Genomic DNA, 22,524 nt, shown 5'->3' on the forward strand with positions numbered 1-22,524 from the left:
CATGACCGAGATGGTCACCTACACCCCGCCCGCGCAGACGGCCCTCACCATCGGCGACGAGCAGCACCAGTTCACCGAGGCGCAGCAGCAAGCCCTGACCCACATCGGCGTCGAGAACGCCTCACAGGGCGACCTGGCCGTGTTCTTCCACGTCGTCAAGCGCACCGGCCTCGACCCGTTCGCCCGCCAGATCTACATGATCGGCCGTCAGGCCTCCGAAAGGGACGCGGCAGGTAACTGGGTCAAGGTCACCAAGCAGACCATTCAGACCGGCATCGACGGGTACCGGCTGATCGGTCGCCGCGCCGCCGCCCGCACCGGCGAGACGATCTCCGTGGAAGCCCCCGAATGGTGCCGCGACAACGGGACGTGGGTGCCCGTGTGGTCCGCCGCGTGGGGTCTGCCGCTCGCCGCCCGCGTCACGATCCGCCGCGACGGGCAACCGTTCACGGCGATCGCGAACTTCGACGAATACAAGCAGACCAAGCGCGACGGCTCCCTGAACGCGATGTGGACGCAGCGTCCCGCCGGGCAGATCGCCAAATGCGCCGAAGCCGCCGCGTGGCGCATGGCGTTCCCGCAGGACCTCGCCGACGTCTACACCGACGACGAGATGGGCCAGGCCGACAACCCGCCCCCGGCCAAGCCGCGCCGCGAAACCGCCGCGACCCTGCTCGCCCCCGCCGAGAGCGCGATCACCGCCGAGCAGTGGCGGACGCTCGGCGCGCTCTTCAAGGGGGTCGACGCCGACAAGCAACTGCGGATCACGGCGCAGTTGGTCGAGCGTGAGATCACCTCGCCGAAAGAGCTCACCGAGGCCGAGGCTTCGGAACTGATCCGCGCGCTCGAAGACCTCGCCGATCAGGGCCCGCTCGCCGACATGGTCGAGGCCCTGCTCGCCCCTGAGTCCGGCACCGTGGAACCGGCCCCCGAGCCGGCCGCGGCCGAGCCGGGCCCCGTCTACAAGCCCGCTACCCAGGCGCAGCTCACGAAGCTGCACACGGTGCTGACCAAGCTCGACATCGGCGACGGCGAGAAACACCAGATCGTCGGCACCCTGGCCCGCCGCGAGATCTCCACGACGAAGCACCTGAACCGGGACGAGATCGGGCGCGTCATCGACACCTTGGACGGCTGCCTCAAGGACGCCGACCCGCAGAAGGCCCTGGACTTCGCGCTGGCCAGCGTGGACGAGGGCGGTGTGTCGTGACCCTGCCCCATATCGCGGAAGACAAGCTCGGCCGCCCGATCCGGCTCGGCGCGCGGAACTCGAACTGGCGCGGAGGCAAGACCAAGCACCCGCTCTACGACACCTACATGGACATGATCGGCCGCTGCTCGCGGCCGACTCACAAGCGCTGGACCAGCTACGGCGGTCGCGGCATCACGGTGTGCGAACGGTGGCGTGCCGACTTCTGGAACTTCGTAGCCGACATGGGTGAGCGGCCCGAAGGGCACTCGATCGACCGCGTCGACAACGACGGCCACTACGAGCCGGGGAACTGCCGGTGGGCCACCGCTAGCGAGCAGGCGAAGAACCGGCGCGAAAGCGCATATTCCGGACTTCGGGCACGCAACGCGAGGCGCGCGACGCACTGCCGTCGCGGTCACGAGTTCACGGCCGAAAACACCCAGACGGACAAGCGAGGCGTGCGCGCCTGCCGTACCTGCAAGCAGGCCCACGCGGCGTCACGAAGGCCACCACGTGAGCTGCTGACGCCGCAGCAGATGGAAATCCTGCGCTATCTCGCAGGCGGCCGGACCTGTGTGGAGATCGGGCGTGAGCTGGGCATCTCCGAAAGCGCTGTCAGGACGCGCGCCTACCGAATGTTCCGGCGACTGAACGCTGCAACCGCTGCCCACGCGGTGGCAATCGCCTTTCGACGCGGCCTACTGGAGGTGGAGTCGTGAAGTGGCACGAAAGACCATTTGTCAGTTTTGATATTGAATCAACTGGCACCAATGTGGAGTCCGACAGGATCGTCTCTGCGGCCGTGGTCACCGTCGATCCGGCCACCGGCAGGAAGGACATGCGCGAGTGGCTCGCTGACCCCGGTATCGACATCCCGGCCGAGGCCACCGAGATCCACGGCATCACCACCGAATACGCCCGGGAACGCGGTGAACCGGCCGCTGACGTGGCCTACGGGATCGCGCAAGCCCTGGACGTCGCATGGGGCGCGATGCAGCCCGTGGTCATCTACAACGCCCCGTACGACCTCACGCTGCTCGACCGCGAACTCCGGCGCCACGTCGGCTATCCGCTCAACCCGGCCGCCGTGGTCGACCCGCTGGTCATCGACCGCAAAGTCCAGCCCCGCAAGATGAAAGGCGGCCACCAGCTCGGCACCGCGTGCGGCATCTACGGCATCGACCTCTCCACCATCGACGCCCACGGCGCCGCCGCCGACGCCCTCGCCACCGCCCGGCTCGCGTGGGTGCTCGCCACACGACACCCCGAGATCGGCGCCATGCGACTGCCGGAACTCCACGCCCGCCAGATCGATTGGTACGCCGAGCAGGCCGCCGAACTGGAGACCTACCTGCGTGGCGTCAAGCTCCGCTACGAGGGCCAGGAAGCCGCCGACGCCGTGCACTGCCCCCGGGAATGGCCGCTCCGGCCCGTCACCGAGGAGGTGACGGTCTGATGGCCACCCGGATCACCGACGCCCAGCGGTACGTCCGCGGTGACCGCGTCTACGGCGGCCTGATCCACCTCGCCGCGGTCACCGTCGTCGTGATCGCGGGCACGGTCGCCGGAATGGTCGCCGCGGACTGGGGACCACACCTCCCCGTCGGGCTGCGTGTCCTCGCCGGAATCGGCGCCGCCATCGCCACCACCGGGCTGATCACCTTCGCCCCGAAAGGCGGGGTGTGATGGACCGCGTCGAACACGGCCTGTACGCCGCCCGGCAGCACGGCCGGTCATGGGGATCGCAGCCGGTCACCCTGGTCTACGACCCGAGCGACCCCTACGCGGTGATGTGGCAGTTCCCCGACGGCAACGAGTGGGCCTGCTCCCGTGAACTGCTCGCCCAGGGCCTGGTCGAGACCACGCGGACCGGCGGTGACGTGGCGTTCGTTCCGCTCGACGCCGCGATCGACGTCACGCTCAGGAGCCCGAACGGGGCCATCGTCCTGCGCTTCCACGCGCCAGACCTGGGGAGGTTCCTCGACGCCACCAAGGACCTCGTGCCACTCGGCTCGGAGCGCATCGACTGGGACCGCGCGATGCGCGCCCTGGGAGGTGCGCGGTGACCGACATCCGCATCTCACCCGACGACGTCGTCGCCGTGCGGGACACACGGTTCTACGGCGGCCACACCCGCCCCTGGGTCGTGGTCTACGTCCCCGCCGGCCACCGCTCCCACTGGCCCACCATGTCGCTCCACGACCAGGACGTCGCCCGCTGGGACGTGCTCCGGCGCGACCCGCAACCCCAGGAGGTGCGGGCATGAAGCACCTCGTCCGCGCCCTCGTGATCCCGGTCCGCACCGCCCGGGTCGTGTACGTCGACGTCCGGGACACCGTCAGTGCGCGCGTCCTGCGCATGCGCCGAACCGTCGCCTACTGGGCCCGATACATCGCGCGCCGCTCGTCAGTGACCTGGACCGTGCGCGACAACGACGAGTGGGAATGGGCGTGCTGGGAGGCCGACGCATGAGCCGCCTCCTGCGTTCCCTCCGCGCCGTCTGGGGCTGGCTCGTCGACGACCGGCCCGAGCGGGTTGAGGGCTGGATGGGCGACGAATACGCCGTGCTCCTGGAGGAGCGGGGCGGTGAGGGCCGGTGACTACGACGAAGGTCCGCCTGAATCCGACCTACTGCCGTTGCTGCGGGGCTGGGCCGATGGCGTCGAATAAAGACCGCGCAGCCAAGGTTCGTCACTCGGGCCGCGGACTCTGCACCACCTGCTACGTACGAGCCAAACGACGCGATGAGCTGATCGACTACGAACGCGTCAGCCGGCCCGCTGTCGAGGTCTTCGAAGACACACGACGTCTCGCCGGGGAATGCCTCACGCATGCCCAGATCGCAACGCGCATGGGCATGACGCTCGCTGCCTACGAGCGCGCGATCTACCGCCACAAGGCGAAGGAGCGTGCCGCGTGACCGTCCTCGCCGCCGCGCTCCTGCGTGACCTCGCCCGCCTGCTCAACCGCGCCGCCAACCGGCTCACCCAGCGCGGCATCAACCGCGCCCACGCATCGAAGGACTACCGATGACCAGCGAAAACGACATCGCCCAGCGGTTCGCCAGAGAGACCACCAACCACGAAATGACCGTGCTCCACGACGACGGGCTCTACCGGCACATCCGATTCCAGAAGCCGCAAAACGGGTGCGGGTGGTTCGAACTGATCACCGTGCCCGGCGTGCTCATCTTCCGGGGCGACGGCGAAGGCTTCACCTTCGCCCGCCTCACCGACATGTTCGAGTTCTTCCGAGGACGACCCGGCCACATCAACGCCAGCTACTGGGCCGAGAAGGTCACCGACGGCCGGGAACGGCTACAGCGATACGACGAAGAGATCTTCAAGAGTTACGTCACGGACTACATCGCGGACGCCAAAGACTCTCTGCCCGGCCTGGAAGACGCCGTCCGCGAGCAGATCCTCGAATCCGAGGAGATCGGCTACGACGACGAAGGCTGGGCACGTCGGCTCGTGGACGATTTCTCGTTCTACCTCAACGAGAACGACCGCTACGACTACCGCAAGACCCCCGACTTCCAGTTCCACGACACCTGGGAATGGGACCTCAAGGACTACCACTGGTGGTACCTCTGGGCCTGCCACGCGATCGTCTGGGGCATCCGGTTCTACGACACCGGAAAACGGCCCGAGATGCCCGTACCGGCCACGCCGACAGCCCCCGCTGAGACGGCGACACCGGAGACGATCGACGGTCGCCCCGTGGTCGACGTGCAGCTGCCCGAGCCGGTCGGGAGCGAGTCATGACCGACCGCGAGAAGCTCAAGGCCGCCATCGACACCATCGCGGGCCGTATCGCGCGTAACGCCATCTTCGACGCCATCGAGCAAAGCCGCATCACCCGCGAAGACTTCGAAGAAGAAATCACCGAAGCCGACTTCGACGCCGTGTCCTACCGGGCCCGGCAGATCGCCGACTCCCTCGACCACAGCAACGAGGCGTACTACGCCGCCTGCGAGGTGCTCGAAACGCGAGCGAAAGGCGGCCACGCATGACCGCCCGGCTCGCGCTCTCACCCACCCTCATCGCCGACCTCCGGGCACGCGACCCCGAATACCAAGCCGCCCAGAACAACAACGACACCCAGGGCGAGAGATGCGCCGACTGCGGCCGCCCGCCAAGCGACTCCGGCGTACGCGCACTCGCCCGCGGACTCTGCCGCACCTGCCACGCCTACCACCGCAACAAAGGCACCCTCGACGAGCGCTACCCCCGCACCTACCGGCGCGACCTCGACACCATCGAGAACTACCAAAAGCTCTCCACCCGCGGCCTGTCGCGCGCCGAAATCGCCGAACGCCTCGGACTCACCTACGGCGGCCTCACCAGCGCCCTACGACGCGCCGGACTCACCCAGCCGAAGAAGGCACGGCGCCGCGGACTCCTCGGAGGCAGCCAGTGACCGCCCCCGAACGCGTACCCGAACACGTCAAAGCCGTCATGGCCACACTCCGCGCCATCCGCACCAACAACGGCATCACCCAAGCCGAAATCGCCAACCGCATCGGCTGCCAAAACCCACACATCTCCCGCATCGAAAAAGGACACGGCAACCCATCCCTCGGCACCTTCCTCCGCTACCTGCGCGCCCTCAACCTCCGGCTCGCCATCACCAGCGACGAACCCGCCGCGACCCACCGCACCACGCCCGGCACCACCGCCACCGCAGGCCACGCCCGTGCGGGCACAGCGACACCATCCAGCCACTGACCACAGGAGACGCACATGACCAGCATCGAGATCTCCACCGACGACGAGACCGTCGAGCGCGTCGCGGCGGCATCGTGGGCGGCATCCGACGGCTACATCACCGGCATCCCCTGGCCGCCGAAAGGCTTCCGCGCCGAGAAAGAACGCAGGCGCGCCCGCGCCATGCTCGCTGTCCTCACCGGCCAGTTCCCCTACGTCGGACAGCACGTCGAATGGAACTACACCGAAGACGAGTGGAAGTCGGGAATCGTCCGCGAAGTCTGCGGCGAGCACGTCCACATCGTGCTGCTCGACAACAGCCAGGAGCTGACCGTCGAACGACGGCACCTCTCCTGGGGCGGCCGCGAAGAGACCGACACCACCCCCTGACCAGCCGGGCCGCCGCGAGTGTCCCGATCACCGCGGCGGCCCGGACTTCCACACCACACGAGAGGAGGTGACCGTGGCGATCCACCTGCACGCAACCCCACCACCCGGCGGCCGGCCCATCACCCAACACGCGCTCTACAACGCCTGCTGGCGCGGCGAACTCCCCGCCGAAGCCCTCGACACCAACACACGCGAACACCTCGTCTACGACCTCTGGCTCCACGGCTGGACCGACACAGAGATCGCCGCACACACCTCCATGACCACCTACACGGCCGCGCGCATCCGGGCACGCCTCGGACTCGCGCCGCACCACGCAAGGAAAGAGGCCGCTGCCTGATGTCCTCCCAGCCCGCCGGCCGCTTCGAATGGGAACGGATCGTGCGCCGGATCGTCATGCCCGAGCGCGTGAAATTCCTGGCCTTGCTGCTGGCCACGTTCGCGGACGGCGACGGGAGTCGGATTCGCCCTGGGGGCGACGTGCTCACGGCGATGGTGGGGAAGTCGAAGGCGACGCTCAAGCGGGCCATGAGCGTTCTGCGGGACGAACTCGGGTTGATCGAGGAGGTTTCCCACGGGGGCCGTGGGAGGGCTTCGGAGTACCGGTTGGTGGTTCCGGAGGATCTTCTGGAGCGCGCGGAATTGCTCGATCCGGACGGGAAACGACGCCCGAACAAGGCTCACTTAGATGAGCCCAGTTCGAACGAAACACGGCTCACTCTGGTGAGCTCAGAATCGACCGACACCCCTGTGGATAACTCGGAAACCGGGCTCACTCAGATGAGCCCAGATAGCACCGACCCGCCCACCGAACTGGGCTCAAATACGGCAATTTCCGAGCGAACTGGGCTCATTTTCGACCGAACTGGGCTCACCCAGGATGAGCCACCACCACTACTCAATACCAACCACCAAAGAGGACCACACCAAACGACTCCCGACGTAACCACCACCAGCGCGCGCGACGGCAAATGCGAACACGGATTCAAGTTGGTGAATCGGGACGACGGCCGACCCTCGTGTGTCTTCTGCCGCCGCGCCACCCCCACCGCCAAGGAGGCATCGTGACCACCACCCGCCCCGAATGGGCACCTCTGGCCGGCGCCACCCTCACCGCCGCCATCCTCGACCAGCCCGACACCACCACCTGCGCCCTCCAGGCCCTCGTCGACCACCACGGCCCCGACGTCATTCCCGACGTGCTCATCGCCTGGATCGACACCATGCTCAGGCACGCTGGCCCCGCCACCGGCGGGAAGCCCGTCGGCCTCGCGTTCGAGCAGGCCGACAGCGGCGACATCGCCAGCGTCGACGACGTTGCGCCCGCCGTCGCCTGGGCCGGGCGGCTCATCGTCGCCCGCATCAACGACGACTACGACCAGGCCGAAGCCCTGATCAACTCCGTGACCAGCGACGACCAGTGGACCCGCAACGTGACCGCCGTCCTCGACAGCGTCGCCGTCACCCTCCGCCGCGCCGGATGGGGAGACAAGCTCCGCAACCGACGGACCGCGTCATGACCCCCGCCGAACAGCGCACACTCGACAACCTCGTCGACGCGATCCTCGATACCGACAGCCGCACCGAACCCGTCCACGAGCGCGACTGCCCGGCCTGCGACATCGCATCCGAAATCGCCGGAACCCTCGCCGCCGAATGGGACCCACACGAGAACTGGCACGACACCACGGTCTCCAACGGCCTCCCCGGCGACACCGTGCTCGACCAAGCCACCCGTATCGCCGCCCACGTGCTCCACCGGCGCCTGCCGGGACACCAGCGCAGCCGGAGAGCGTCATGACCCGCCGCCGCTGGGGCAAAGCAGGCGTGCCCCTCACCGCCCAGGAAGCCGCCAACATCGGGCAGCGCCAGCATCAGCGCCAGGCAGCCGACGAAGCCGCCCAGCGGGAGACCTACCGGGCCTGGCGCTCCGGCTGCGTGTCCCCGTGGCGCATCACCGCCGCCCTCGACCTCCGCGACCTGTACGGGCCCGAAGTCGACGAAGCCTGTGGCGTCACCGAGCCTGCGGTGGACATGTGGGAGGCCGGCCAGCTCTACCCGACCTGGGAACAACTCCTCGCGCTCGCCGAGCTCACGCACTTCCCACCCGGGTTCTTCGTCCTCGGTGGCGAACCCATCCCCATCGACGCCACGTCGCTGCTGTGCGGCCTCATCGACAAGCAGCTCGCCGAGTGGAAACGCGACCACACCGAACCCGTCCTCGAATTCCTGCCCGAAGCCATCACCGCCACCGTCGAGGAGGCCGACCATGCTCACCAACTGCCCCCAGTGCGGCCGGGACATCCCCCTCGTCGGCCCCGGCCTGATGAAACTCAAGCGGCACCGCAAGTACGCGCGGCGAGCCGACGGCACGCTGATCGGCCCCGCGGGGAACGTGTGCGCGGGCTCCGGAACGCCGAGGCGGTGGACGTCGTGACCCGCGAAGAACCGCGCCTCGACCGCACCGGCGACCCCGAGCCGCCCCAGCCGCACGTGCCCGGCATCGACTGCGCCCCCGGCGGATGGCTCCGAGGCCACACCCTCGACGACGACCAGCCCATCGGCTGCCCCGTCTGCCGCCCCTGGCTGCGACCCGAGAAACGCCAGGAGCAGATCTGGGGCGGGAATCCCGACGCCCGGCCGCAGCCGGCCGACCCGTCATCTGTCGCTACCCGTCCAAGCGAGATCGGAGCCGAACAGAAATGATCGTTCCTGCCCCCCAGCGTGGCCGTGGCGGCGTTGAAACGGCCGACCCGGTGTCATCCATCCATCGGGGGCACGTGATCGCTCTGGGGGCGCTTGGGGAGCTTCGCGCCCGGCTGGCGGGCGTAGAAGCGCATGAACTCGCGCAGCACCGTGGACCGATCCTTCGCTCCGGCCGCTTCCACGGCTGCGCCGAAGTCGTTCCACAGGTCTTCGTCCACGCGAATGGTCTGCCGTGCTGTTCCCCTGCCGCTTCTGCTGGTCACGGGGGCCAGGGTGTCATGACGGTTTTCGGTGGATCCGCTTGCATGTGTCATGACACAAAGGATAGCATGTGTCATGACACATCCGGAACGTTGAGGGAGGGCCCAATGCGCACCACCACCGACCAGGCCGGCGCTTCCGTCGAGGCCAGCGACTTCGTGCGCTACCACGGCTCCAAGGCCGCTCAGTGCCCCGTCACGCTGCTCAAGGTCGAGCACGTGCGCGACGACGGCCGCATGGACCTCGTCCACGACGGCGCCCACCCCTTCCACGTCCGCGGTGTCCGCCCCCAGAGCGTCACCCGCGACCACGCCCCGGAGTCCGGCGTCGCAGTCGATGCCGACACCCGCAAGCTCGCCGAAGAGGCCGCGATCCTGCACGGCCAGCGTGTCGACGAGGTGCACGAGGCAGTGCTCGCCTTCCGGGCCGCGTTCCGGCGCGATGGCCGCCTGGCCGAGTGCATGTTCGCCGGCGTGGCGCAGCGGGCTTTCCTCGCCGACCCGTTCGCGACATTTCCCACCCACACCACCGGAAAGGCAACGACATGACCACCGTTCCGCCCGCTGACCAGTCCGAGACGGACGCTGCGGTTGAGGCCGCGATCGCCACCGTGGCCCGCCACTACATCGCCAAGGCCGTCCGGGACGCGAAGGACTTCGACCGGATCGTCTGGGAGGACTACCCGGAGTTGTGTGCCGTCGACTTCGACCGTGTCGGCAATCTCGCTGTGGGGATCGCCGCCGGGCTGGAGGACAACCCGGCCGCCTACGAGGCCGCCATCCGCCGGCTGGCTGCCCGCGCGAGTGACCAGGAGCCCCAGCCGTGACCACGATCTTCACCTTCCGTGCCGAGCGCCGCTCCGGTGGTGATCCGCTCCCGACAGCCGAGGAAGCCGCCAAGGCTGGCCGGATCGGCTGGAACCTCCGCTGCAACCGGTGCGGCATGTACGGCGCCCGGTGGATCCCGGAACAGCGCCCCGGCTGGGGTTCTCTCGCGCTGTGTGACCCGCACGGCGACGAGCTGGAGGCGGAGTTCCGTCGCCACCAGAAGGCGCTGACCGAGCTGCGCGCGATCAACTTCGAACAGGAGAACCGGTGACCACCCAGGAGAACCCCGTGATCCAAGACCAGGCCGTGACCGAGCAGGACGTTCTCGACGTGATCGACGAGCGCGACCGCGCCGAGGAATGGGCCGACAAACTCGCAGCAGCGATCGCCCCGGCCGACGTGCTCGGCGAGCACTCCAACGCCAACAACCCCTGGGCCAACGCACTGGGGTACGTCCACGGCAACGCTCCGGCCACGTCTGAACAGCGCGAGATCGAGCGCTTGGCCCAGTACATCGTGGAGAACTTCCCCGTCGCGAACGACTGGCCGGAAGACGCCGTGGACGCGGCGATCGTGCTGCTGGGGCGGCTCGACCCCGCAACCCTCCAGACGTCGCCCGCAGGCGAGCAGCCCAAGCCCGGAGACCGTGTCCGCGTCACCTACGGCAGTCACGTGCGCGAATCCGTCGTTGACGAGGACGGGCACTACATCGGGCTCCTGGCTGTCGGCAACGGCCGCGCGACGGTCGAGGTGCTCGGCGACCGCCCGGCCGCAAGCGGAGACACCATCGAACGACTCGCGCGTCACTTCTTTGAGGCCGAGTACCCCAAGGACACTCTCGGCTGGGGCCACGTGCTGCTCCACCGGGTACGCGAGAGGTACCGCCAGGCCGTCCGGGACGCCGCCGATCGCGGACTGCTGGCCGACGGCCGTGACCGGGCCCGCATCGAGAAAGCGAAGACCCTGGCCAACGCGTTCGTCGACGAGCACGCGATCAGCGACCCCGCCTCAGCCGCCGTGCTCGAAATCCTCGCCGCCCTGACCGCCACCGAGGAGCCCGCCGCCGCATCCGAGACGGCCCCGACCAGCGAGGAGCAGCAGTGAGCTGGCACCTGTTCCGCGTCTCGTACCGGACGGACGCTACCGACGAAGACCCCGACTATCAGGGCTCGTTCTCCGACACGATCCCGGACAGCGCCCTGAGGGACGGGGCTCAGATCGTCGGCGTCGATTGGTCCCAACGCGGATGGGTCGAAGTGACCTATCTGAAGCGGGGCGAATTCAACATCCGCGCCGCACTGAACAGCGAGGAGTCCCAGTGACCCAGGACCAGACCACCACCGACCCCGGCCTGAACTTCGGCATGGTCGCCATCAACCACGCCGACGGTCCCTACCGGTACCCGTGCGAATACACCTCGTCCCCGCACCTGGTGATCGCAGCGTGCGGTGTCGACGAACAGGGCCGCCCCGCATTCGGCGGTTGGCAGCTCATTGTCGTCCCGCACGGCAAGTTCCTGCCGGTCCCGGTGCCGCACTGCGAGGACATCGAAACGATGCGGTGGATCGCCGACCAGTTGGCGGCGACCGGCATCGACTGGACCGCGCCCCTGGAGCAACTGGTGAAGGCCGCACAGCCAGCGCTGGTCGACCTGATCCGGCAGGCCGACAAGACCGACGTGGAGACCACCCCGCCGGGAGAGATCCCGGTGTCGACGCTGCGGAACATCTGCGCGACCAACGAACGCCTCGGCAGGAAGGGAAACGCCTGATGGAGCAGACCACCGACACCGCCGGCGAGCCCTCCGGTTGCCGCTGCCTGGGTTGCACGGAGCGGGAGTTGGCCGGACTGCGTGCCGCGTCCACCGACCACAGCCGCTCCTGGACCCGGGTCATGCACGCCCTCGGCCTGCCGCAGGAAGCCGACACCGACGACGCCGTTGAGCAGGTACAGCGGCTGCTGTCCGAGCTGGGTACCGCCCGCGAGATGCGGCCACCCACCGGCATGTGGCAGGTGTCAGTCAGCGTGCCGATGAGCCTGCCGCGCGAGATGCGGGACTCGCTGTTCGAGTTCATCGCCACTGCCGCGCACGACTGGGAGGGGTGGGACGTGGATGTGTCCGGCCACCCCACCTACCAGCCATGCCCCGACGCGCGGGCGCACAAGGAGGCCAGTGATGGCTGACTCTGTGGACCCCAGAGCGGAACTCCGGGCACAAATTCTCGGCGACATGTGGGTCACCCACCCTGCTGCCTTGCGGATGCTCGACCACGCTGTTGAGGTCGCTGGCGAGGAGATCGAACGACTCCGGGCCGAGACCGCCGCGATGCGCGCCGAACTCAACCGGATCGCGGGACTCGACGACGCCGCCCCATCTCGCTCGTGGCGTGAAGGCGGCTGGGAAGACATCACCGTCGCCGGACACCAGTTCGCATCCGCCTACTACAGCGGCGCCGAAGCCGACCACCTCGGCAGCCTCGCCACCCGCCTCCAGGACACGATCACGGCAGCGCTGGACCCGTGTGACGGCGTGCACGTCGGCCTGCGAGGCAGCGACGCGTGCCGCCGCTGCGGAGACACGGGCGAGGACATGCGCGTGTGGCGCGACACCGCGGGCATCGACTGGGCCGAAGACCCCACGAACTCCGGCCACCTGCTCGTCCTTCTCGACGGAAAGCCGGCCTCGTTCGCCATACCCACACCGCGGGAGCACGTGGAGCAGCGATTCGGACCACTGACGCTCCGGCCCGCCCTGTCACCCCAGGAGAACAGCGAGACACCGGGAGAGACGCGATGAAGCCGTACGACCGTCGAACCCGCACCTACCGGCCACCACACCAGCACGCCACCCCCAGGCGCATGACCCCCGAACAGCGGCACCAGCTTGCAGAGCTGCTCGAGCAGCTCGCCACCGACGTCCGGGCCGGGATCGCCACCACAGCCGGGGTATCCGTCCAGCCCGCCCAGCGCATCGACAGGACCGACCCCCGGTCACCCACCGAGCCAGGCGCCATCGTCTACCTCGGCATCACCGTCGACAGCCCCTCGCTCGAGCGGGCCCGCGGGATCGAGCAGCTGCAGCGCGGCGAGCGGGAGAACAGCGAGGACCAGACGTGACCGCCCTCCGGCTCACCGAAGCGCAATTCCAGCAGCGCGTCCTCGAAACCGCCGCCATCCACGGCTGGCGATACGCCCACTTCCGGCCCGCCAGAACCGTCCACGGCTGGCGCACACCAGTCCAGGGCTACCCAGGCGTGCCCGACCTCCTCCTCGCCCGACACGGCGTCATCCTCCTCACCGAACTCAAGACCGACACCGGCCGGCCAACCACAGAGCAACTCGCCTGGCTCGAGCAGCTCGGCAACCACGGAAGGCTCTGGCGGCCCCGCGACTGGGACCAGGTCCACGCCGAACTCAGCAGACCGAAGGAGCACTGATGGACGACACCCCGCGCGCCGACCCATGCGAACTCTGCCCCTACAACGCGATCCGAGGTACGAGGCGCTGCCTCCAGCACACCGAAGCCGCCAGCGCCACCAGGCACGGCAACCACGTCAGCTACGGCGGCACCTACAACCACAACTACCTGGTCAAGGAGGACCCGGAGATCGAGCCGGTCACGGTCGAGGCACGGCCCTACGGACCGGTTGTGGGCTTCGAGGAACCCGAACCGGCGCGGCCCGGGTGGCTGGTCCGCGCGATCCGGAGGTGGTTCGGATGAGCGACCCGCGCGCACTGGTCGACGCCTACAGCCGCGACGGCGACTGGAGTCGCGAAGCGTTCGCCCCGAAAGCGTTCGCCGCGCTGCGGTCTGTACTGGACCGCTGCGAGTGGATGGACGCCATGATCGCCGAGTACAAGCCGTACGAGCTGGCCGCGTTCGTCCGCCAAGCCATCGTGAAAGCCCTGGAGGAGAAATGAGCCGGGCTGTGCGAGTCGTGGGTCTCGTCGTCATGTGGGGAGCCGGGATCCTCGGCACCGCCAACCTGATCGTCGGTAACCATGCCGTCGGCATCGGCCTGGCCGCCTTGGCGGTCGCCACCGCCGCACACCTCCGGATGGAGCGGTCCGCGTCCCCGGTCGACAGGCCACGGCCGACCGACGCGACGAGATGCGAGGACTACGACGGATGAACCCCCAGGCATGAAACAGGCCCCCGGCACGCACCCGAGGGCCTGTCCCCGCGATCGACTCCCCACGAGTGATCCACACAGAACGGTACCTGACCAGCCCGGGAGCGACCATGAACCAAGTCCGTGTCTGCGTGTTCGGCTGCACCAAACGCGACGGCACCCTGCGTGAGGCCGCGCCGGGCCGCATGTGCTGCGACCGCTGCGCCGAGAAACTCATGCAGGTCCTCGGCGACCTCGCCGACCGCTACGCCACCCTCCAGACCGCGGACGAGCTGATCCCCGGCGGGCACGGCGACAACGGCGGCGGACGCAAAGCCCCCGGACCACGCAGCCCGGCCGTCGACGCGCTGCTCATCCACTCCGACATCCGCACACGCTGGACATCCGAACACGGCTACGGGGCGCTCGCCGTCGTCGAATCCTGGGCCCGCATGATCCGCGAAGAGACCAGCCTCGACACCCCGCCGCGGCAGATGCTCGGCACCGTGCCCGAAGGCCGCGCCACGATGAGCAGGGAGCTGCGCACGATCCGGTTCCACTGGGACTACGTGCTGCGCTCGGCCTGGCTGGACGACTTCGCCCGCGACATGCGGGACGTGCTGCATTCGCTCACCCACGCCGGCCGACTCACCGAGCGGTGGATCCAGGTCGGGCCGTGCCCCATGTTCGTCGCGTTCGACGACGCGGCCGTCACTGGGGAACCGATCTATCGGGAATGCGGTGCGACCCTGCGGGTGCGCGCGGACGACGACACCCTCACCTGCCGGGCGTGCGGTTCGAGCTGGCCACGGTCGCAGTGGTGGCGGCTCGGCGACGAGTGGACCGATTACGCGTTCCTCTCGGCCGAACTGGACGTTCCGGCGGCGACGCTGCGTGGCTGGTGTCTTGAGGACGGGTGGCGGAAACGCCCGTCGCCGACGTCGAAGAAGCGCGTGCTGGTGTGCCGTGTCGACGCGCTCAAGTCCTACGCTGAACGACGAGCAGGGAAGGTGGTGGCGTGATGGCTATTCAGGTGACGACGAAGCCGTTCGCTGGCGACATGGTCACGTACAAGGCAGCGACGTTGATCGACTCCGACACCTGGATTCAGGAGCTCGAAACCTCCCTCGTCGCGCGTGCGGGTCTTGATCTCCGGGCGAAACTGACCAGGACCGAGGACAGCGCGCTCTTGTCGCTCGTCGACGCCGACGGCAAGGTGTACGCCACGTCGGCCGGAGTGACCAAGTTCCTGCCTCCGGAGACGGCCGAGGAGCCCGACGTCCGCGAACTGGCTGCGTCAACGCTGCGGATGCTGCTCGACGACGAGTACTTCGGGCCGCGGCTGCGTAACCGGATCAAGGCGGGCGACGAGCGGGCTACCTTCGCTTCCGAGATCGAGCGGGCGATCGCGAAGCTGGAGGAGCCCGAACCGGCTGAACCGGAGGACTGGGACGACTGGGGAGAGGAGGCGTGATGTACTTCTGGCGGGAGATCTTCGCCGCGTGGGCGCGACTCGTGCGGCATCCGGTCGGCAGCGTGCGCGTGTGGATCGCGAACGTGCGGGACCGGCGGCCGTGATGGATGACCTGGTCGTGTTCCTGCGGGAACGGCTGCTGAACCGGAAGACGATGGCCGTCCGCGCGAAACGCGCCCTCGACGAGTGGCAGAAGGGCAACGATCCGGAGTATCGCTGGGTCCTCGATGTCGACGGCGTCAGCGTCAACATCAAGGGCGAATACGTGTGTGTCGGCGAGGATCTTGCTCTGTTCCTCGCCTTCAACGACCCGGACACCATGCTGGCCGACGTGGACGCCAAGCTGCAGGTCCTCGACGACCACAGCACACCGCACACGGTGGCCGACGGCTTCTGTGTCGAGGAGGGCGGGCCGTGCACTCATGCTGGTGAGTCGCATTGCGACTGGCATGGCACGGACGGATGCAGCACGGTGCGCCTGCTCGCGCTGCCCTTCGCCGGGCACGCCGATTTCCGCCCGGAGTGGCGGCCGTGACACGCCGCGAACTACACCCGTAGTTGCCGTCGCGACCTGCACCAACGTATCGTCCTTCATGTTGGTGCAGTGTCCCCAAGGGTTGACGCGCACCAGCACAACCCCGCCGCCCTTCACGGTGCGGCCAGACGCCCCCGGATAACCCCCAGGTCCGGGGGCGTCTTCCATGCCTCCGGAAGGACGACCGTGACCTCTCCCGCGTTGAAGCTCGGCCGGAAACCGAACAGTGGCCGACGCCGCGTATCCCTCACCAGCGGGCACCTCCCAGCCGCCTACACGCCCCCCGCCACCCTGGACCGCTACTCGGCGATCCCCGCCGCGACGATCGGCATGGACGGGAACAACTCGGTCGGCGACTGCACGTGTGCCGACGTCGACCACGAGGTCAAAGCCATCCAGGTCGCCGCGGGGAACACCGAGGTCGCATCCACCACGGCCGAAGTCCTCGCCGCCTACTCGGCGATCACCGGCTACGACCCTGCCGACCCGTCCACCGACCAGGGCGCCGAAATGCAGGCCGTCCGCGAATACTGGCGCAAGACCGGATTCACCCTCGGCGGCCAGGTGCACAAGATCCTGCTGTTCGCTGACCTCGACATCCACAACACCACCCTCGTCAAGTGGGCGCTCGACCAGTTCGGCGCCGTCGGGTTGGGCATCAACTTCCCCGCGAGCGCCATGGACCAGTTCCAGGCCGAGCAGCCGTGGGATGTTGTGCGGGGCTCGCAGATCGACGGCGGCCACGCGGTCGCCCTCGTCGGCTACGACACCCAGTTCTGGTACGTCCTGACCTGGGGCCGCGTGCAGAAGATGACGCCGGAGTTCTTCGCGGCCTACGCCGAAGAGGCCTGGACCGCGCTGGACGAGGAGTTCGTCAACGCGCACACCGGCACCGACCCGCTCGGCGGGACGCTGTACGACCTGGGCCAGCAGTTCGCGGCGGTCACCCGCCAGCCGAACCCGGTCCCACCGCCCGCGCCCGGTCCGGCCCCGACACCGACCCCTGGCCCGGCCCCGACGGCGGCCGATGAGGCGTTCGCGGCGATCCTCAAGCCATGGGTGGCCGAGCACCACATCGGCGAAAACCGCAAGGTCCAGGCCGCCGCGAAGGCGTGGATGGCCGGAAAGGGCTTGTGATCGTGGACGTTTGGGAAGGCCGTCACCCGGCCACGCAGCACTTCAAGGCGCTGTTCGCCTACGACCACCTTCCGCCGCATCTCCAGGAGATCTCGGGCCGGGTCGCCAATCTCGCTCAGTACATGGTCGCCGAACTGCCCGACGGCCCCGAACTGACGGCCGGTCTCCGGAAGCTCGTCGAAGCCAAGGACTGCTTCGTGCGGGCCGCCGTCGCGAAGGACCGGTGATGGGTGGCAAGCGGCTGAAGTGCTGCCTCGCGCACTGGGAAGCGGCCAACCGCGCGAACCGTCGGGCCGCCGATCGCCGCTGCCCGTGCCGCGGTGAGTGCGGCTGCCCCCGGAAGTTGGAGGCGACGATGTCCGAACCAGTTATCGAGAGCATCGCGCGTCTCGAACTCAAGCCCGGCGAGATCCTCGTGGTGCGCGTCCCCGACCGCTACCCGATGGACGCTCTGCATCGCATGGAGGAATGGGTCAAGGACCGCATTCCCGAGGGCTGCTCAGCGATGGTGCTCACCGACGACATGAAGCTTGAGGTGGTGAGTCCCTCATGATCGAGGTCACCGCGACGGACCGGGAACTACTGCTGGAGATCCGCGACCTGCTCAAGGAGATCCATACGGTCATCACCGCTGTGCCAGGACGGATCGAGCTGAACGAGTCTGCCCTGAGTGAAGAGGCGTACCAGCGGTTCAAGGACGACATGAACAAGGCCATGATGCGTGAGCCGAGGGGATTCGCCCGATGATCGAGGTCACGGTCACCCTGCGCGCCCCGCACGGCGGCATCCAGCCCGATTCGTTCCAGGAGTGGATCGGGCACGAGGTCGAGATCACAGGCCTGGACCGCGCCTACCGGCACGTCCTCAAGGCGGTCGAGAACTCGGAGGACGGCACGTGGTCGCGGTTGACTGTCGCCACCGGCCGCGACGAGGGGCCCGAACTAGTCGCGAACCTCAGCGTCATCATGGGCACCCCGAAAGCCAAGGTGCGGGCCGTGCACCACGAGACCGGCGACGAACTGGTCACCACCACGCTTGACGCGCCGTTGCAGCCCGGCCAGCCGGTCACCATCGGCGGCGAGTCCCACATCGTCGTGGACGTGGCGCACCCCAACCGGGACGAGACCGGATCGGTGCCGGACCAGGGGCTGGACGACGTCCAGCACGTCAAGGTCGCGCCCGTCGACCTGCCCCCCGAAGTGCTCTCCCTCGGCGCCATCCCCGGTGGACTCGACGGGATCGCGGCGTTCCTGAAGTAGCGTTCGGTATGGGTAACTACAATTACCGTGAGCTGCCGCCTGAACTCGACGAATTTCGGGACAAGATCTTCATTGCCGCCGAGGTCATCAATGGCACGAACCAGGTCAAGATCGGTTTCCACTCCGGTCCAGGCGATGACGCCGAGATGGTTTACCACTTCATGGACGCCCGGCAATTCGAGGCGCTCGCCGAGACGATCTACCTGGCCGCCGCCGATGCGCGATGGGCTCGATTCACCGCGAACCGGCCCGACCCGGAGCCACGACCCGGCCAGTCACCGCGACCACCGGAGGTGACCCGTGGCGAAGTGCACCGGCAAGGTCGCGATCAAGGAGAACGGCCGGATCAAGCGGGATGCTGACGGTAAGCCCGTCACCCGGCCCTGCAAGGGCGACGCGATCAAGGGCGGCAAGGTCTGCCACATGCACGGCGGCCGCGCCAAGCAGGTCCGCGCCAAAGCCGCCGTCCGCGCCGAGGTCATGGCGTGGGGCCTGGGCGACACCACCGTCGACCCCGGCGAAGTCCTGCTCCGGCTCGTGTCGCAGTCCGCCGCCCGCGCGCAGCGGTACAGCGTCGAGATCGAGAAACTCGCCGACGACCACGGCGGCGACCTCGCCAAAGCCATGATCGGGGACTCGCTCGTCCTCGACCGCGACGGCAACGAAGTCAAGGTCGGCGAATACATCCGCGGCCTGGTCCAGCTCGAAGCGCAGGAACGCGACCGGTGCGCCGGATTCGCCGCCAAGGCCGTCGCCGCTGGCCTTGCTGAGCGTCAGGTGCGGCTCGCCGAGCGGCAAGCGGAGATGGTCATCAAGGCCGTCGAAGCCGCGCTGGAAGCCGCCGGGGTCCCAGCTGGCGACCGCGGCCCCGCGAAATTGGCAGCAGCCAAGCATCTGAAGGCGGTATGACCATGGATCCGAAACTCCTCGCGATTTTCCTCGCGCTCGCGGTACTCCTCGCGTGCGCTGCGCTCCTTGCCTGCGTGGCGCACTTCGCCCCCACCCCAAGGATCGGCCTGTTCCTGGCGATCGCCGGGGCAGTGCTGGCGGGCATCGTGTTCGTCGTGGACCTCGTCGCCTACTGAGTCCGGCTCATGACTCGCCCCACCGTCCGCAAGATCAACGGGCAATGGACCTCTATGCGGCCCGGATACGGCTTCAGCAAGGACCAGACCCGAACGCACCGATCGTGGAAAGCGGCCATCCGGTCATTCGAGACCCGTTCCGGCGCCTCGACCATCACGGAGACCACCTGGCAGCAGCACGACGAGGTCTCCTGCCGCGCTGAGTAGCCCAACAGGCAGGTGAGCATGGATGCGCTCACCCTCGCCGCCCAGATGCTCGAAGAATCCGCCGAGCAGGCAGCCAACCCGCAAAGCCTCGGCGAACTCGCCACCCAGCTCGACGCCGGCACCGTCCAGACACCCGCGCTCGACCTGCTCGACGAGAAACTCGCCGCCGTCGCGAGTGGCGACATCACGCGGCTAATATGGAGTATGCCCCCACAAGAGGGAAAAGCCCTCGCTCTTGATACTCCCATCGCGACCCCTGCCGGTTGGACCACGATGGGCGACCTGCGCGTCGGAGACCAGGTATTCGACCGCCACGGCAAGCCCTGCAAGGTCACCTGGACCTCGCCGACCTGGCGCGACCGACCCTGCTACGTGGTCCGTACCGGCGATGGCGAATCGATCGTCGCAGACGCTGAGCACGAATGGGTCGCGCGGCTGGACCGGCGTCGCGGCGAGCGGCTGTGCACGACCGAGCTGCTTGCCGGAAAGCGCTCCAAGAACGCACAGATCATCGGCGCACCGGGGCTCGACCTGCCGGAGGTCGATCTGCCGCTCGACCCGTATGTGCTCGGCGCGTGGCTCGGCGACGGACACAGCAAGATGGCCATGATCACGTCGGCAGACATCGAGATCGTCGATCGCATCCGAGCGGCTGGTGTCCCGTGCCGCAAGACGAAGGAGCGCTACGCCTGGACACTGGCCCCCGAGGGAAACGGCAGCAAGTGCAGCCCAGTCCGTAAGGCACTCAACGAACTGGGCCTGATCGGCAACAAGCATGTCCCAGATGCGTACATGCGGGGCAGCACCGCGCAACGACTCGCGCTGCTCCAAGGCCTCGTCGACACCGATGGCTACGTCAGCCCCAAGGGACAGGTCGAGTTCACCAGCACTCGTCGTAGGCTGGCGTTTGACGTTCAACGGTTGGTGTACTCGCTGGGTGCGAAAGCCACCCTCAGCGAGGGTCGCGCAACGATCAATGGTCGTGACTGCGGGCCGAAGTACCGGGTCAAGTTTTACCTGGCAGACGCGGCGTGGCTGCCCCGAAAGGCAGCCAACTGCAAGGATTCGTCGGTCGCGCGGGTCCGGTACGTGTGGGCTGAGCCATGCGAGTCCGTGCCGACACGGTGCATTGAGGTCGATTCGCCAGACCACACCTACCTCGCCGGATCTTCACTCCTGCCGACACACAACAGCGAGCGCGTCTCGCGCCGCTTCCCGGCCTGGGTGCTCAGCCAGCGGCCGGACACCCGTATCGCCATCGCGTCCTACGAACTCGGCGTAGCCCGCCGGTGGGGCCGAGCGATCCGCAACGACATCGCCGAACACCCCGAACTCGGCCTGAAGGTGCGGGCGGACACCTCAGCTGCGCATGAGTGGCAGCTCGAAGGCCACAAAGGTGGCGTCTACTCGGTCGGTATCGGCGGCGCTCTGACCGGGCGCCCGGTGGACTTGCTTTTGGTGGATGACCCGATCAAGGGCCGCGCTGAGGCTGATTCCGAGGTCTACCGGGAAGCCTGTTGGGACTGGTGGACCAACGTCGCCCGCACCCGGCTCGCGCCCGGCGCCCCGGTTGTCCTGATCCTGACCCGCTGGCACGAAGACGACCTCGCCGGGCGACTGATCAAGACCGGAGACTGGGAAGTCGTCAACGTCCCCGCCGAAGCCGAAGGACACGACCCGCTCGGCCGGACACCCGGCCAATACCTGCAATCGGCCCGCGGACGCGACGCAGAGGACTGGAAAGCGATCCGCAAGGACGTCGGCGAACGAGTCTGGGGCGCCTTGTATCAGGGCCGCCCGGCCCCGGCCGAGGGTGCGCTGCTCAAACGGTCTTGGTGGCGCTACTACCACGCACCCCAGTGGCGGACCCAAGCCGACGGGTCGATGAAGGTATCCGACGAGTTCGACCAGGTCATCCAGTCCTGGGACATGACATTCAAGGACACCAAGGGCACCGACTACGTGATCGGCCAGGTGTGGGCACGCCGTGGGCCGGACGTGTACCTACTCGACCAGGTGCGGGACCGCATGGACTTCCCCACCACCTGCCGCCAACTGCTGGCCATGACGGCGAAATGGCCGCAATCGCACGCCAAGCTCGTCGAGGACAAGGCGAACGGCTCCGCGGTGATCTCGCAACTCTCCAGCATCGTCGGCGGCCTGATCGCCGTCACGCCAAAGGAGTCGAAGCAGGCCCGCGCCTCCGCCGTCTCGCCCTACGTCGAGTCCGGCAACGTGTACCTGCCAGACCCGAGACTCGCGCCGTGGATCGCCGGATTCGTCGAGGAGTGCGCCGCCTTCCCCAACGGCACACACGACGACCAGGTAGACGGCATGTCGCAAGCCCTCGACCGGCTGCTCATCAATGCATCCAGTGCCGCCGCGTTCCTCGAAGCCCTCTCAGCCCGGAGGTGACCATGCCACGAGCCCACCGCGGGCACGCCGAAACCGCCGCGACCCGCGCCAAGATCGCCGAACGACTCCGCGGCAAGCACCACCCGCACAAAGGCCACAAAGGCCACCACGCCCACCACGGCGGGAAACACAAAGGCCACAAGGAAACCGCCGAAACCCGCTCCAAGATCGCCGCCGCCCTCAAAGGCCGCCACCACACTCGACGGAGGTGACCA

47 protein-coding genes are annotated in these 22,524 nt (G+C 68.2%); 46 read left to right on the forward strand and 1 reads right to left on the reverse strand.

All coding sequences use genetic code 11. The features are described 5' to 3' along the window. The first annotated feature begins 1 nt into the window (after window position 1). The 19 genes from bet (at window position 2) to ACFSXZ_RS35410 (ending at window position 8,997) form a co-directional block, all read left to right on the forward strand. Window positions 2-1,210, forward strand: a complete 1,209-nt coding sequence (gene bet / locus ACFSXZ_RS35320) for a phage recombination protein Bet (protein WP_378270300.1) — start codon at window positions 2-4, stop codon at window positions 1,208-1,210. After that, complete coding sequence (locus ACFSXZ_RS35325; RefSeq protein WP_378270302.1) at window positions 1,207-1,911, forward strand: helix-turn-helix transcriptional regulator; 705 nt, start codon at window positions 1,207-1,209, stop codon at window positions 1,909-1,911. Before bet ends, ACFSXZ_RS35325 begins: the two co-directional genes overlap by 4 nt. Beyond that, window positions 1,908-2,648, forward strand: a complete 741-nt coding sequence (locus tag ACFSXZ_RS35330) for an exonuclease domain-containing protein (protein ID WP_378270304.1) — start codon at window positions 1,908-1,910, stop codon at window positions 2,646-2,648. Before ACFSXZ_RS35325 ends, ACFSXZ_RS35330 begins: the two co-directional genes overlap by 4 nt. Next, on the forward strand, window positions 2,648-2,878 hold the full coding sequence (locus tag ACFSXZ_RS35335) for a hypothetical protein (RefSeq protein WP_378270306.1): 231 nt from the start codon (window positions 2,648-2,650) through the stop codon (window positions 2,876-2,878). The genes ACFSXZ_RS35330 and ACFSXZ_RS35335 overlap by 1 nt, the downstream gene beginning before the upstream one ends. Further along, the gene (locus ACFSXZ_RS35340) at window positions 2,878-3,258 is read left to right on the forward strand and encodes an SsgA family sporulation/cell division regulator (protein WP_378270307.1); all 381 of its coding nucleotides are present in this window, start codon (window positions 2,878-2,880) and stop codon (window positions 3,256-3,258) included. Before ACFSXZ_RS35335 ends, ACFSXZ_RS35340 begins: the two co-directional genes overlap by 1 nt. After that, a complete protein-coding gene (locus ACFSXZ_RS35345; RefSeq protein ID WP_378270308.1) occupies window positions 3,255-3,458 on the forward strand; it encodes a hypothetical protein in 204 nt (67 codons plus the stop codon). Before ACFSXZ_RS35340 ends, ACFSXZ_RS35345 begins: the two co-directional genes overlap by 4 nt. Further along, entirely contained in the window at window positions 3,455-3,664 is a 210-nt protein-coding gene (locus ACFSXZ_RS35350) for a hypothetical protein (RefSeq protein WP_378270309.1), read from the forward strand. The genes ACFSXZ_RS35345 and ACFSXZ_RS35350 overlap by 4 nt, the downstream gene beginning before the upstream one ends. Then, on the forward strand, window positions 3,661-3,792 hold the full coding sequence (locus ACFSXZ_RS35355) for a hypothetical protein (protein ID WP_378270310.1): 132 nt from the start codon (window positions 3,661-3,663) through the stop codon (window positions 3,790-3,792). Before ACFSXZ_RS35350 ends, ACFSXZ_RS35355 begins: the two co-directional genes overlap by 4 nt. Window positions 3,793-3,848: 56 nt before the next feature. Continuing rightward, the gene (locus tag ACFSXZ_RS35360) at window positions 3,849-4,112 is read left to right on the forward strand and encodes a hypothetical protein (protein WP_378270312.1); all 264 of its coding nucleotides are present in this window, start codon (window positions 3,849-3,851) and stop codon (window positions 4,110-4,112) included. Between the two features lie 109 nt (window positions 4,113-4,221). Then, window positions 4,222-4,959 carry a hypothetical protein gene (locus tag ACFSXZ_RS35365; protein WP_378270313.1) on the forward strand — a complete coding sequence of 246 codons (738 nt, stop codon included), beginning with the start codon at window positions 4,222-4,224 and terminating at the stop codon, window positions 4,957-4,959. Next, the gene (locus ACFSXZ_RS35370; protein ID WP_378270314.1) at window positions 4,956-5,207 is read left to right on the forward strand and encodes a hypothetical protein; all 252 of its coding nucleotides are present in this window, start codon (window positions 4,956-4,958) and stop codon (window positions 5,205-5,207) included. Before ACFSXZ_RS35365 ends, ACFSXZ_RS35370 begins: the two co-directional genes overlap by 4 nt. Continuing rightward, window positions 5,204-5,614 carry a hypothetical protein gene (locus tag ACFSXZ_RS35375; RefSeq protein WP_378270316.1) on the forward strand — a complete coding sequence of 137 codons (411 nt, stop codon included), beginning with the start codon at window positions 5,204-5,206 and terminating at the stop codon, window positions 5,612-5,614. The genes ACFSXZ_RS35370 and ACFSXZ_RS35375 overlap by 4 nt, the downstream gene beginning before the upstream one ends. Beyond that, complete coding sequence (locus ACFSXZ_RS35380; RefSeq protein WP_378270317.1) at window positions 5,611-5,922, forward strand: helix-turn-helix domain-containing protein; 312 nt, start codon at window positions 5,611-5,613, stop codon at window positions 5,920-5,922. Before ACFSXZ_RS35375 ends, ACFSXZ_RS35380 begins: the two co-directional genes overlap by 4 nt. 15 nt (window positions 5,923-5,937) lie before the next feature. Continuing rightward, on the forward strand, window positions 5,938-6,291 hold the full coding sequence (locus ACFSXZ_RS35385) for a hypothetical protein (RefSeq protein ID WP_378270318.1): 354 nt from the start codon (window positions 5,938-5,940) through the stop codon (window positions 6,289-6,291). A 73-nt stretch (window positions 6,292-6,364) separates the two neighbouring features. Continuing rightward, window positions 6,365-6,631: a hypothetical protein gene (locus ACFSXZ_RS35390; RefSeq protein ID WP_378270320.1), complete on the forward strand. Its 267-nt coding sequence runs from the start codon at window positions 6,365-6,367 to the stop codon at window positions 6,629-6,631. Beyond that, window positions 6,631-7,359, forward strand: coding sequence for a hypothetical protein (locus ACFSXZ_RS35395; protein ID WP_378270321.1), 729 nt, complete (start codon window positions 6,631-6,633; stop codon window positions 7,357-7,359). Before ACFSXZ_RS35390 ends, ACFSXZ_RS35395 begins: the two co-directional genes overlap by 1 nt. Continuing rightward, window positions 7,356-7,811 (forward strand): hypothetical protein, encoded by a 456-nt coding sequence (locus ACFSXZ_RS35400; RefSeq protein WP_378270323.1) that lies wholly within the window; start codon window positions 7,356-7,358, stop codon window positions 7,809-7,811. The genes ACFSXZ_RS35395 and ACFSXZ_RS35400 overlap by 4 nt, the downstream gene beginning before the upstream one ends. Then, entirely contained in the window at window positions 7,808-8,092 is a 285-nt protein-coding gene (locus ACFSXZ_RS35405; protein ID WP_378270325.1) for a hypothetical protein, read from the forward strand. Before ACFSXZ_RS35400 ends, ACFSXZ_RS35405 begins: the two co-directional genes overlap by 4 nt. Further along, window positions 8,089-8,997 (forward strand): hypothetical protein, encoded by a 909-nt coding sequence (locus tag ACFSXZ_RS35410; protein WP_378270326.1) that lies wholly within the window; start codon window positions 8,089-8,091, stop codon window positions 8,995-8,997. The genes ACFSXZ_RS35405 and ACFSXZ_RS35410 overlap by 4 nt, the downstream gene beginning before the upstream one ends. 53 nt (window positions 8,998-9,050) lie before the next feature. Here the strand turns inward: ACFSXZ_RS35410 and ACFSXZ_RS35415 are convergent, their stop codons facing one another. Next, on the reverse strand, window positions 9,051-9,260 hold the full coding sequence (locus ACFSXZ_RS35415; RefSeq protein ID WP_378270328.1) for a hypothetical protein: 210 nt from the start codon (window positions 9,258-9,260) through the stop codon (window positions 9,051-9,053). A 105-nt stretch (window positions 9,261-9,365) separates the two neighbouring features. On the opposite strand from ACFSXZ_RS35415, the gene ACFSXZ_RS35420 reads away from it, so the two are divergent. The 27 genes from ACFSXZ_RS35420 to ACFSXZ_RS35550 all read left to right on the forward strand — a co-directional run bounded on the left by ACFSXZ_RS35420 (window position 9,366) and on the right by ACFSXZ_RS35550 (window position 22,521). Next, on the forward strand, window positions 9,366-9,806 hold the full coding sequence (locus ACFSXZ_RS35420; RefSeq protein WP_378270329.1) for a hypothetical protein: 441 nt from the start codon (window positions 9,366-9,368) through the stop codon (window positions 9,804-9,806). Further along, window positions 9,803-10,084 carry a hypothetical protein gene (locus ACFSXZ_RS35425; protein WP_378270330.1) on the forward strand — a complete coding sequence of 94 codons (282 nt, stop codon included), beginning with the start codon at window positions 9,803-9,805 and terminating at the stop codon, window positions 10,082-10,084. Before ACFSXZ_RS35420 ends, ACFSXZ_RS35425 begins: the two co-directional genes overlap by 4 nt. Next, window positions 10,081-10,356 carry a hypothetical protein gene (locus ACFSXZ_RS35430; RefSeq protein ID WP_378270331.1) on the forward strand — a complete coding sequence of 92 codons (276 nt, stop codon included), beginning with the start codon at window positions 10,081-10,083 and terminating at the stop codon, window positions 10,354-10,356. The genes ACFSXZ_RS35425 and ACFSXZ_RS35430 overlap by 4 nt, the downstream gene beginning before the upstream one ends. After that, window positions 10,353-11,189, forward strand: coding sequence for a hypothetical protein (locus ACFSXZ_RS35435; RefSeq protein WP_378270332.1), 837 nt, complete (start codon window positions 10,353-10,355; stop codon window positions 11,187-11,189). The genes ACFSXZ_RS35430 and ACFSXZ_RS35435 overlap by 4 nt, the downstream gene beginning before the upstream one ends. Next, a complete protein-coding gene (locus ACFSXZ_RS35440) occupies window positions 11,186-11,407 on the forward strand; it encodes a hypothetical protein (protein WP_378270333.1) in 222 nt (73 codons plus the stop codon). The genes ACFSXZ_RS35435 and ACFSXZ_RS35440 overlap by 4 nt, the downstream gene beginning before the upstream one ends. Continuing rightward, window positions 11,404-11,856: a hypothetical protein gene (locus ACFSXZ_RS35445; RefSeq protein WP_378270334.1), complete on the forward strand. Its 453-nt coding sequence runs from the start codon at window positions 11,404-11,406 to the stop codon at window positions 11,854-11,856. The genes ACFSXZ_RS35440 and ACFSXZ_RS35445 overlap by 4 nt, the downstream gene beginning before the upstream one ends. Beyond that, entirely contained in the window at window positions 11,856-12,269 is a 414-nt protein-coding gene (locus tag ACFSXZ_RS35450) for a hypothetical protein (protein WP_378270336.1), read from the forward strand. The genes ACFSXZ_RS35445 and ACFSXZ_RS35450 overlap by 1 nt, the downstream gene beginning before the upstream one ends. Beyond that, entirely contained in the window at window positions 12,262-12,882 is a 621-nt protein-coding gene (locus ACFSXZ_RS35455) for a hypothetical protein (protein ID WP_378270337.1), read from the forward strand. Before ACFSXZ_RS35450 ends, ACFSXZ_RS35455 begins: the two co-directional genes overlap by 8 nt. Next, window positions 12,879-13,202, forward strand: a complete 324-nt coding sequence (locus tag ACFSXZ_RS35460) for a hypothetical protein (RefSeq protein WP_378270338.1) — start codon at window positions 12,879-12,881, stop codon at window positions 13,200-13,202. The genes ACFSXZ_RS35455 and ACFSXZ_RS35460 overlap by 4 nt, the downstream gene beginning before the upstream one ends. Next, entirely contained in the window at window positions 13,199-13,522 is a 324-nt protein-coding gene (locus ACFSXZ_RS35465; protein WP_378270340.1) for a hypothetical protein, read from the forward strand. Before ACFSXZ_RS35460 ends, ACFSXZ_RS35465 begins: the two co-directional genes overlap by 4 nt. Further along, window positions 13,522-13,806 (forward strand): hypothetical protein, encoded by a 285-nt coding sequence (locus ACFSXZ_RS35470; protein WP_378270342.1) that lies wholly within the window; start codon window positions 13,522-13,524, stop codon window positions 13,804-13,806. Before ACFSXZ_RS35465 ends, ACFSXZ_RS35470 begins: the two co-directional genes overlap by 1 nt. Further along, window positions 13,803-14,006, forward strand: a complete 204-nt coding sequence (locus ACFSXZ_RS35475; RefSeq protein WP_378270344.1) for a hypothetical protein — start codon at window positions 13,803-13,805, stop codon at window positions 14,004-14,006. The genes ACFSXZ_RS35470 and ACFSXZ_RS35475 overlap by 4 nt, the downstream gene beginning before the upstream one ends. Then, a complete protein-coding gene (locus tag ACFSXZ_RS35480) occupies window positions 14,003-14,218 on the forward strand; it encodes a hypothetical protein (protein WP_378270345.1) in 216 nt (71 codons plus the stop codon). The genes ACFSXZ_RS35475 and ACFSXZ_RS35480 overlap by 4 nt, the downstream gene beginning before the upstream one ends. A 110-nt stretch (window positions 14,219-14,328) precedes the next feature. Next, entirely contained in the window at window positions 14,329-15,219 is an 891-nt protein-coding gene (locus ACFSXZ_RS35485) for a hypothetical protein (RefSeq protein ID WP_378270347.1), read from the forward strand. Beyond that, window positions 15,219-15,671 (forward strand): hypothetical protein, encoded by a 453-nt coding sequence (locus ACFSXZ_RS35490; RefSeq protein WP_378270349.1) that lies wholly within the window; start codon window positions 15,219-15,221, stop codon window positions 15,669-15,671. The genes ACFSXZ_RS35485 and ACFSXZ_RS35490 overlap by 1 nt, the downstream gene beginning before the upstream one ends. A gap of 70 nt (window positions 15,672-15,741) precedes the next feature. Continuing rightward, window positions 15,742-16,206 carry a DUF6221 family protein gene (locus tag ACFSXZ_RS35495; protein ID WP_378270350.1) on the forward strand — a complete coding sequence of 155 codons (465 nt, stop codon included), beginning with the start codon at window positions 15,742-15,744 and terminating at the stop codon, window positions 16,204-16,206. Window positions 16,207-16,392: 186 nt separating this feature from the next. After that, window positions 16,393-17,343 (forward strand): hypothetical protein, encoded by a 951-nt coding sequence (locus ACFSXZ_RS35500; RefSeq protein WP_378270352.1) that lies wholly within the window; start codon window positions 16,393-16,395, stop codon window positions 17,341-17,343. A gap of 2 nt (window positions 17,344-17,345) precedes the next feature. Further along, window positions 17,346-17,570 (forward strand): hypothetical protein, encoded by a 225-nt coding sequence (locus ACFSXZ_RS35505; RefSeq protein ID WP_378270353.1) that lies wholly within the window; start codon window positions 17,346-17,348, stop codon window positions 17,568-17,570. A 128-nt stretch (window positions 17,571-17,698) separates the two neighbouring features. Continuing rightward, a complete protein-coding gene (locus ACFSXZ_RS35510) occupies window positions 17,699-17,896 on the forward strand; it encodes a hypothetical protein (protein ID WP_378270355.1) in 198 nt (65 codons plus the stop codon). Next, entirely contained in the window at window positions 17,893-18,090 is a 198-nt protein-coding gene (locus tag ACFSXZ_RS35515) for a hypothetical protein (RefSeq protein ID WP_378270356.1), read from the forward strand. Before ACFSXZ_RS35510 ends, ACFSXZ_RS35515 begins: the two co-directional genes overlap by 4 nt. Further along, on the forward strand, window positions 18,087-18,602 hold the full coding sequence (locus ACFSXZ_RS35520; protein ID WP_378270358.1) for a hypothetical protein: 516 nt from the start codon (window positions 18,087-18,089) through the stop codon (window positions 18,600-18,602). Before ACFSXZ_RS35515 ends, ACFSXZ_RS35520 begins: the two co-directional genes overlap by 4 nt. Before the next feature lie 8 nt (window positions 18,603-18,610). Beyond that, window positions 18,611-18,964 carry a hypothetical protein gene (locus ACFSXZ_RS35525; protein WP_378270359.1) on the forward strand — a complete coding sequence of 118 codons (354 nt, stop codon included), beginning with the start codon at window positions 18,611-18,613 and terminating at the stop codon, window positions 18,962-18,964. Next, window positions 18,903-19,511 carry a hypothetical protein gene (locus ACFSXZ_RS35530; protein WP_378270361.1) on the forward strand — a complete coding sequence of 203 codons (609 nt, stop codon included), beginning with the start codon at window positions 18,903-18,905 and terminating at the stop codon, window positions 19,509-19,511. The genes ACFSXZ_RS35525 and ACFSXZ_RS35530 overlap by 62 nt, the downstream gene beginning before the upstream one ends. Before the next feature lie 2 nt (window positions 19,512-19,513). After that, complete coding sequence (locus ACFSXZ_RS35535) at window positions 19,514-19,687, forward strand: hypothetical protein (RefSeq protein WP_378270363.1); 174 nt, start codon at window positions 19,514-19,516, stop codon at window positions 19,685-19,687. A 9-nt stretch (window positions 19,688-19,696) separates the two neighbouring features. Then, the gene (locus ACFSXZ_RS35540; RefSeq protein ID WP_378270365.1) at window positions 19,697-19,894 is read left to right on the forward strand and encodes a hypothetical protein; all 198 of its coding nucleotides are present in this window, start codon (window positions 19,697-19,699) and stop codon (window positions 19,892-19,894) included. An 18-nt stretch (window positions 19,895-19,912) separates the two neighbouring features. Then, window positions 19,913-22,309, forward strand: coding sequence for a phage terminase large subunit (gene terL, locus ACFSXZ_RS35545; RefSeq protein ID WP_378270367.1), 2,397 nt, complete (start codon window positions 19,913-19,915; stop codon window positions 22,307-22,309). Window positions 22,310-22,311: 2 nt separating this feature from the next. Then, window positions 22,312-22,521 (forward strand): NUMOD3 domain-containing DNA-binding protein, encoded by a 210-nt coding sequence (locus ACFSXZ_RS35550; RefSeq protein WP_378270368.1) that lies wholly within the window; start codon window positions 22,312-22,314, stop codon window positions 22,519-22,521. Window positions 22,522-22,524: the final 3 nt, after the last annotated feature.

It is taken from the genome of Amycolatopsis pigmentata (assembly GCF_042684065.1).
GTDB classification, from domain to species: domain Bacteria; phylum Actinomycetota; class Actinomycetes; order Mycobacteriales; family Pseudonocardiaceae; genus Amycolatopsis_E; species Amycolatopsis_E pigmentata.

Bases quoted from the DNA above. Each gene is read 5' to 3' on its own strand.
- bet (WP_378270300.1), top strand. From the start codon at position 2: ATGACCGAGATGGTCACCTACACCCCGCCCGCGCAGACGGCCCTCACC.
- ACFSXZ_RS35335 (WP_378270306.1), top strand. From the start codon at position 2,648: ATGGCCACCCGGATCACCGACGCCCAGCGGTACGTCCGCGGTGACCGC.
- ACFSXZ_RS35340 (WP_378270307.1), top strand. From the start codon at position 2,878: ATGGACCGCGTCGAACACGGCCTGTACGCCGCCCGGCAGCACGGCCGG.
- ACFSXZ_RS35350 (WP_378270309.1), top strand. From the start codon at position 3,455: ATGAAGCACCTCGTCCGCGCCCTCGTGATCCCGGTCCGCACCGCCCGG.
- ACFSXZ_RS35355 (WP_378270310.1), top strand. From the start codon at position 3,661: ATGAGCCGCCTCCTGCGTTCCCTCCGCGCCGTCTGGGGCTGGCTCGTC.
- ACFSXZ_RS35360 (WP_378270312.1), top strand. From the start codon at position 3,849: ATGGCGTCGAATAAAGACCGCGCAGCCAAGGTTCGTCACTCGGGCCGC.
- ACFSXZ_RS35365 (WP_378270313.1), top strand. From the start codon at position 4,222: ATGACCAGCGAAAACGACATCGCCCAGCGGTTCGCCAGAGAGACCACC.
- ACFSXZ_RS35370 (WP_378270314.1), top strand. From the start codon at position 4,956: ATGACCGACCGCGAGAAGCTCAAGGCCGCCATCGACACCATCGCGGGC.
- ACFSXZ_RS35375 (WP_378270316.1), top strand. From the start codon at position 5,204: ATGACCGCCCGGCTCGCGCTCTCACCCACCCTCATCGCCGACCTCCGG.
- ACFSXZ_RS35385 (WP_378270318.1), top strand. From the start codon at position 5,938: ATGACCAGCATCGAGATCTCCACCGACGACGAGACCGTCGAGCGCGTC.
- ACFSXZ_RS35395 (WP_378270321.1), top strand. From the start codon at position 6,631: ATGTCCTCCCAGCCCGCCGGCCGCTTCGAATGGGAACGGATCGTGCGC.
- ACFSXZ_RS35405 (WP_378270325.1), top strand. From the start codon at position 7,808: ATGACCCCCGCCGAACAGCGCACACTCGACAACCTCGTCGACGCGATC.
- ACFSXZ_RS35410 (WP_378270326.1), top strand. From the start codon at position 8,089: ATGACCCGCCGCCGCTGGGGCAAAGCAGGCGTGCCCCTCACCGCCCAG.
- ACFSXZ_RS35420 (WP_378270329.1), top strand. From the start codon at position 9,366: ATGCGCACCACCACCGACCAGGCCGGCGCTTCCGTCGAGGCCAGCGAC.
- ACFSXZ_RS35425 (WP_378270330.1), top strand. From the start codon at position 9,803: ATGACCACCGTTCCGCCCGCTGACCAGTCCGAGACGGACGCTGCGGTT.
- ACFSXZ_RS35450 (WP_378270336.1), top strand. From the start codon at position 11,856: ATGGAGCAGACCACCGACACCGCCGGCGAGCCCTCCGGTTGCCGCTGC.
- ACFSXZ_RS35455 (WP_378270337.1), top strand. From the start codon at position 12,262: ATGGCTGACTCTGTGGACCCCAGAGCGGAACTCCGGGCACAAATTCTC.
- ACFSXZ_RS35460 (WP_378270338.1), top strand. From the start codon at position 12,879: ATGAAGCCGTACGACCGTCGAACCCGCACCTACCGGCCACCACACCAG.
- ACFSXZ_RS35470 (WP_378270342.1), top strand. From the start codon at position 13,522: ATGGACGACACCCCGCGCGCCGACCCATGCGAACTCTGCCCCTACAAC.
- ACFSXZ_RS35475 (WP_378270344.1), top strand. From the start codon at position 13,803: ATGAGCGACCCGCGCGCACTGGTCGACGCCTACAGCCGCGACGGCGAC.
- ACFSXZ_RS35480 (WP_378270345.1), top strand. From the start codon at position 14,003: ATGAGCCGGGCTGTGCGAGTCGTGGGTCTCGTCGTCATGTGGGGAGCC.
- ACFSXZ_RS35485 (WP_378270347.1), top strand. From the start codon at position 14,329: ATGAACCAAGTCCGTGTCTGCGTGTTCGGCTGCACCAAACGCGACGGC.
- ACFSXZ_RS35490 (WP_378270349.1), top strand. From the start codon at position 15,219: ATGGCTATTCAGGTGACGACGAAGCCGTTCGCTGGCGACATGGTCACG.
- ACFSXZ_RS35510 (WP_378270355.1), top strand. From the start codon at position 17,699: ATGTCCGAACCAGTTATCGAGAGCATCGCGCGTCTCGAACTCAAGCCC.
- ACFSXZ_RS35515 (WP_378270356.1), top strand. From the start codon at position 17,893: ATGATCGAGGTCACCGCGACGGACCGGGAACTACTGCTGGAGATCCGC.
- ACFSXZ_RS35520 (WP_378270358.1), top strand. From the start codon at position 18,087: ATGATCGAGGTCACGGTCACCCTGCGCGCCCCGCACGGCGGCATCCAG.
- ACFSXZ_RS35525 (WP_378270359.1), top strand. From the start codon at position 18,611: ATGGGTAACTACAATTACCGTGAGCTGCCGCCTGAACTCGACGAATTT.
- ACFSXZ_RS35535 (WP_378270363.1), top strand. From the start codon at position 19,514: ATGGATCCGAAACTCCTCGCGATTTTCCTCGCGCTCGCGGTACTCCTC.
- ACFSXZ_RS35540 (WP_378270365.1), top strand. From the start codon at position 19,697: ATGACTCGCCCCACCGTCCGCAAGATCAACGGGCAATGGACCTCTATG.
- terL (WP_378270367.1), top strand. From the start codon at position 19,913: ATGGATGCGCTCACCCTCGCCGCCCAGATGCTCGAAGAATCCGCCGAG.
- ACFSXZ_RS35550 (WP_378270368.1), top strand. From the start codon at position 22,312: ATGCCACGAGCCCACCGCGGGCACGCCGAAACCGCCGCGACCCGCGCC.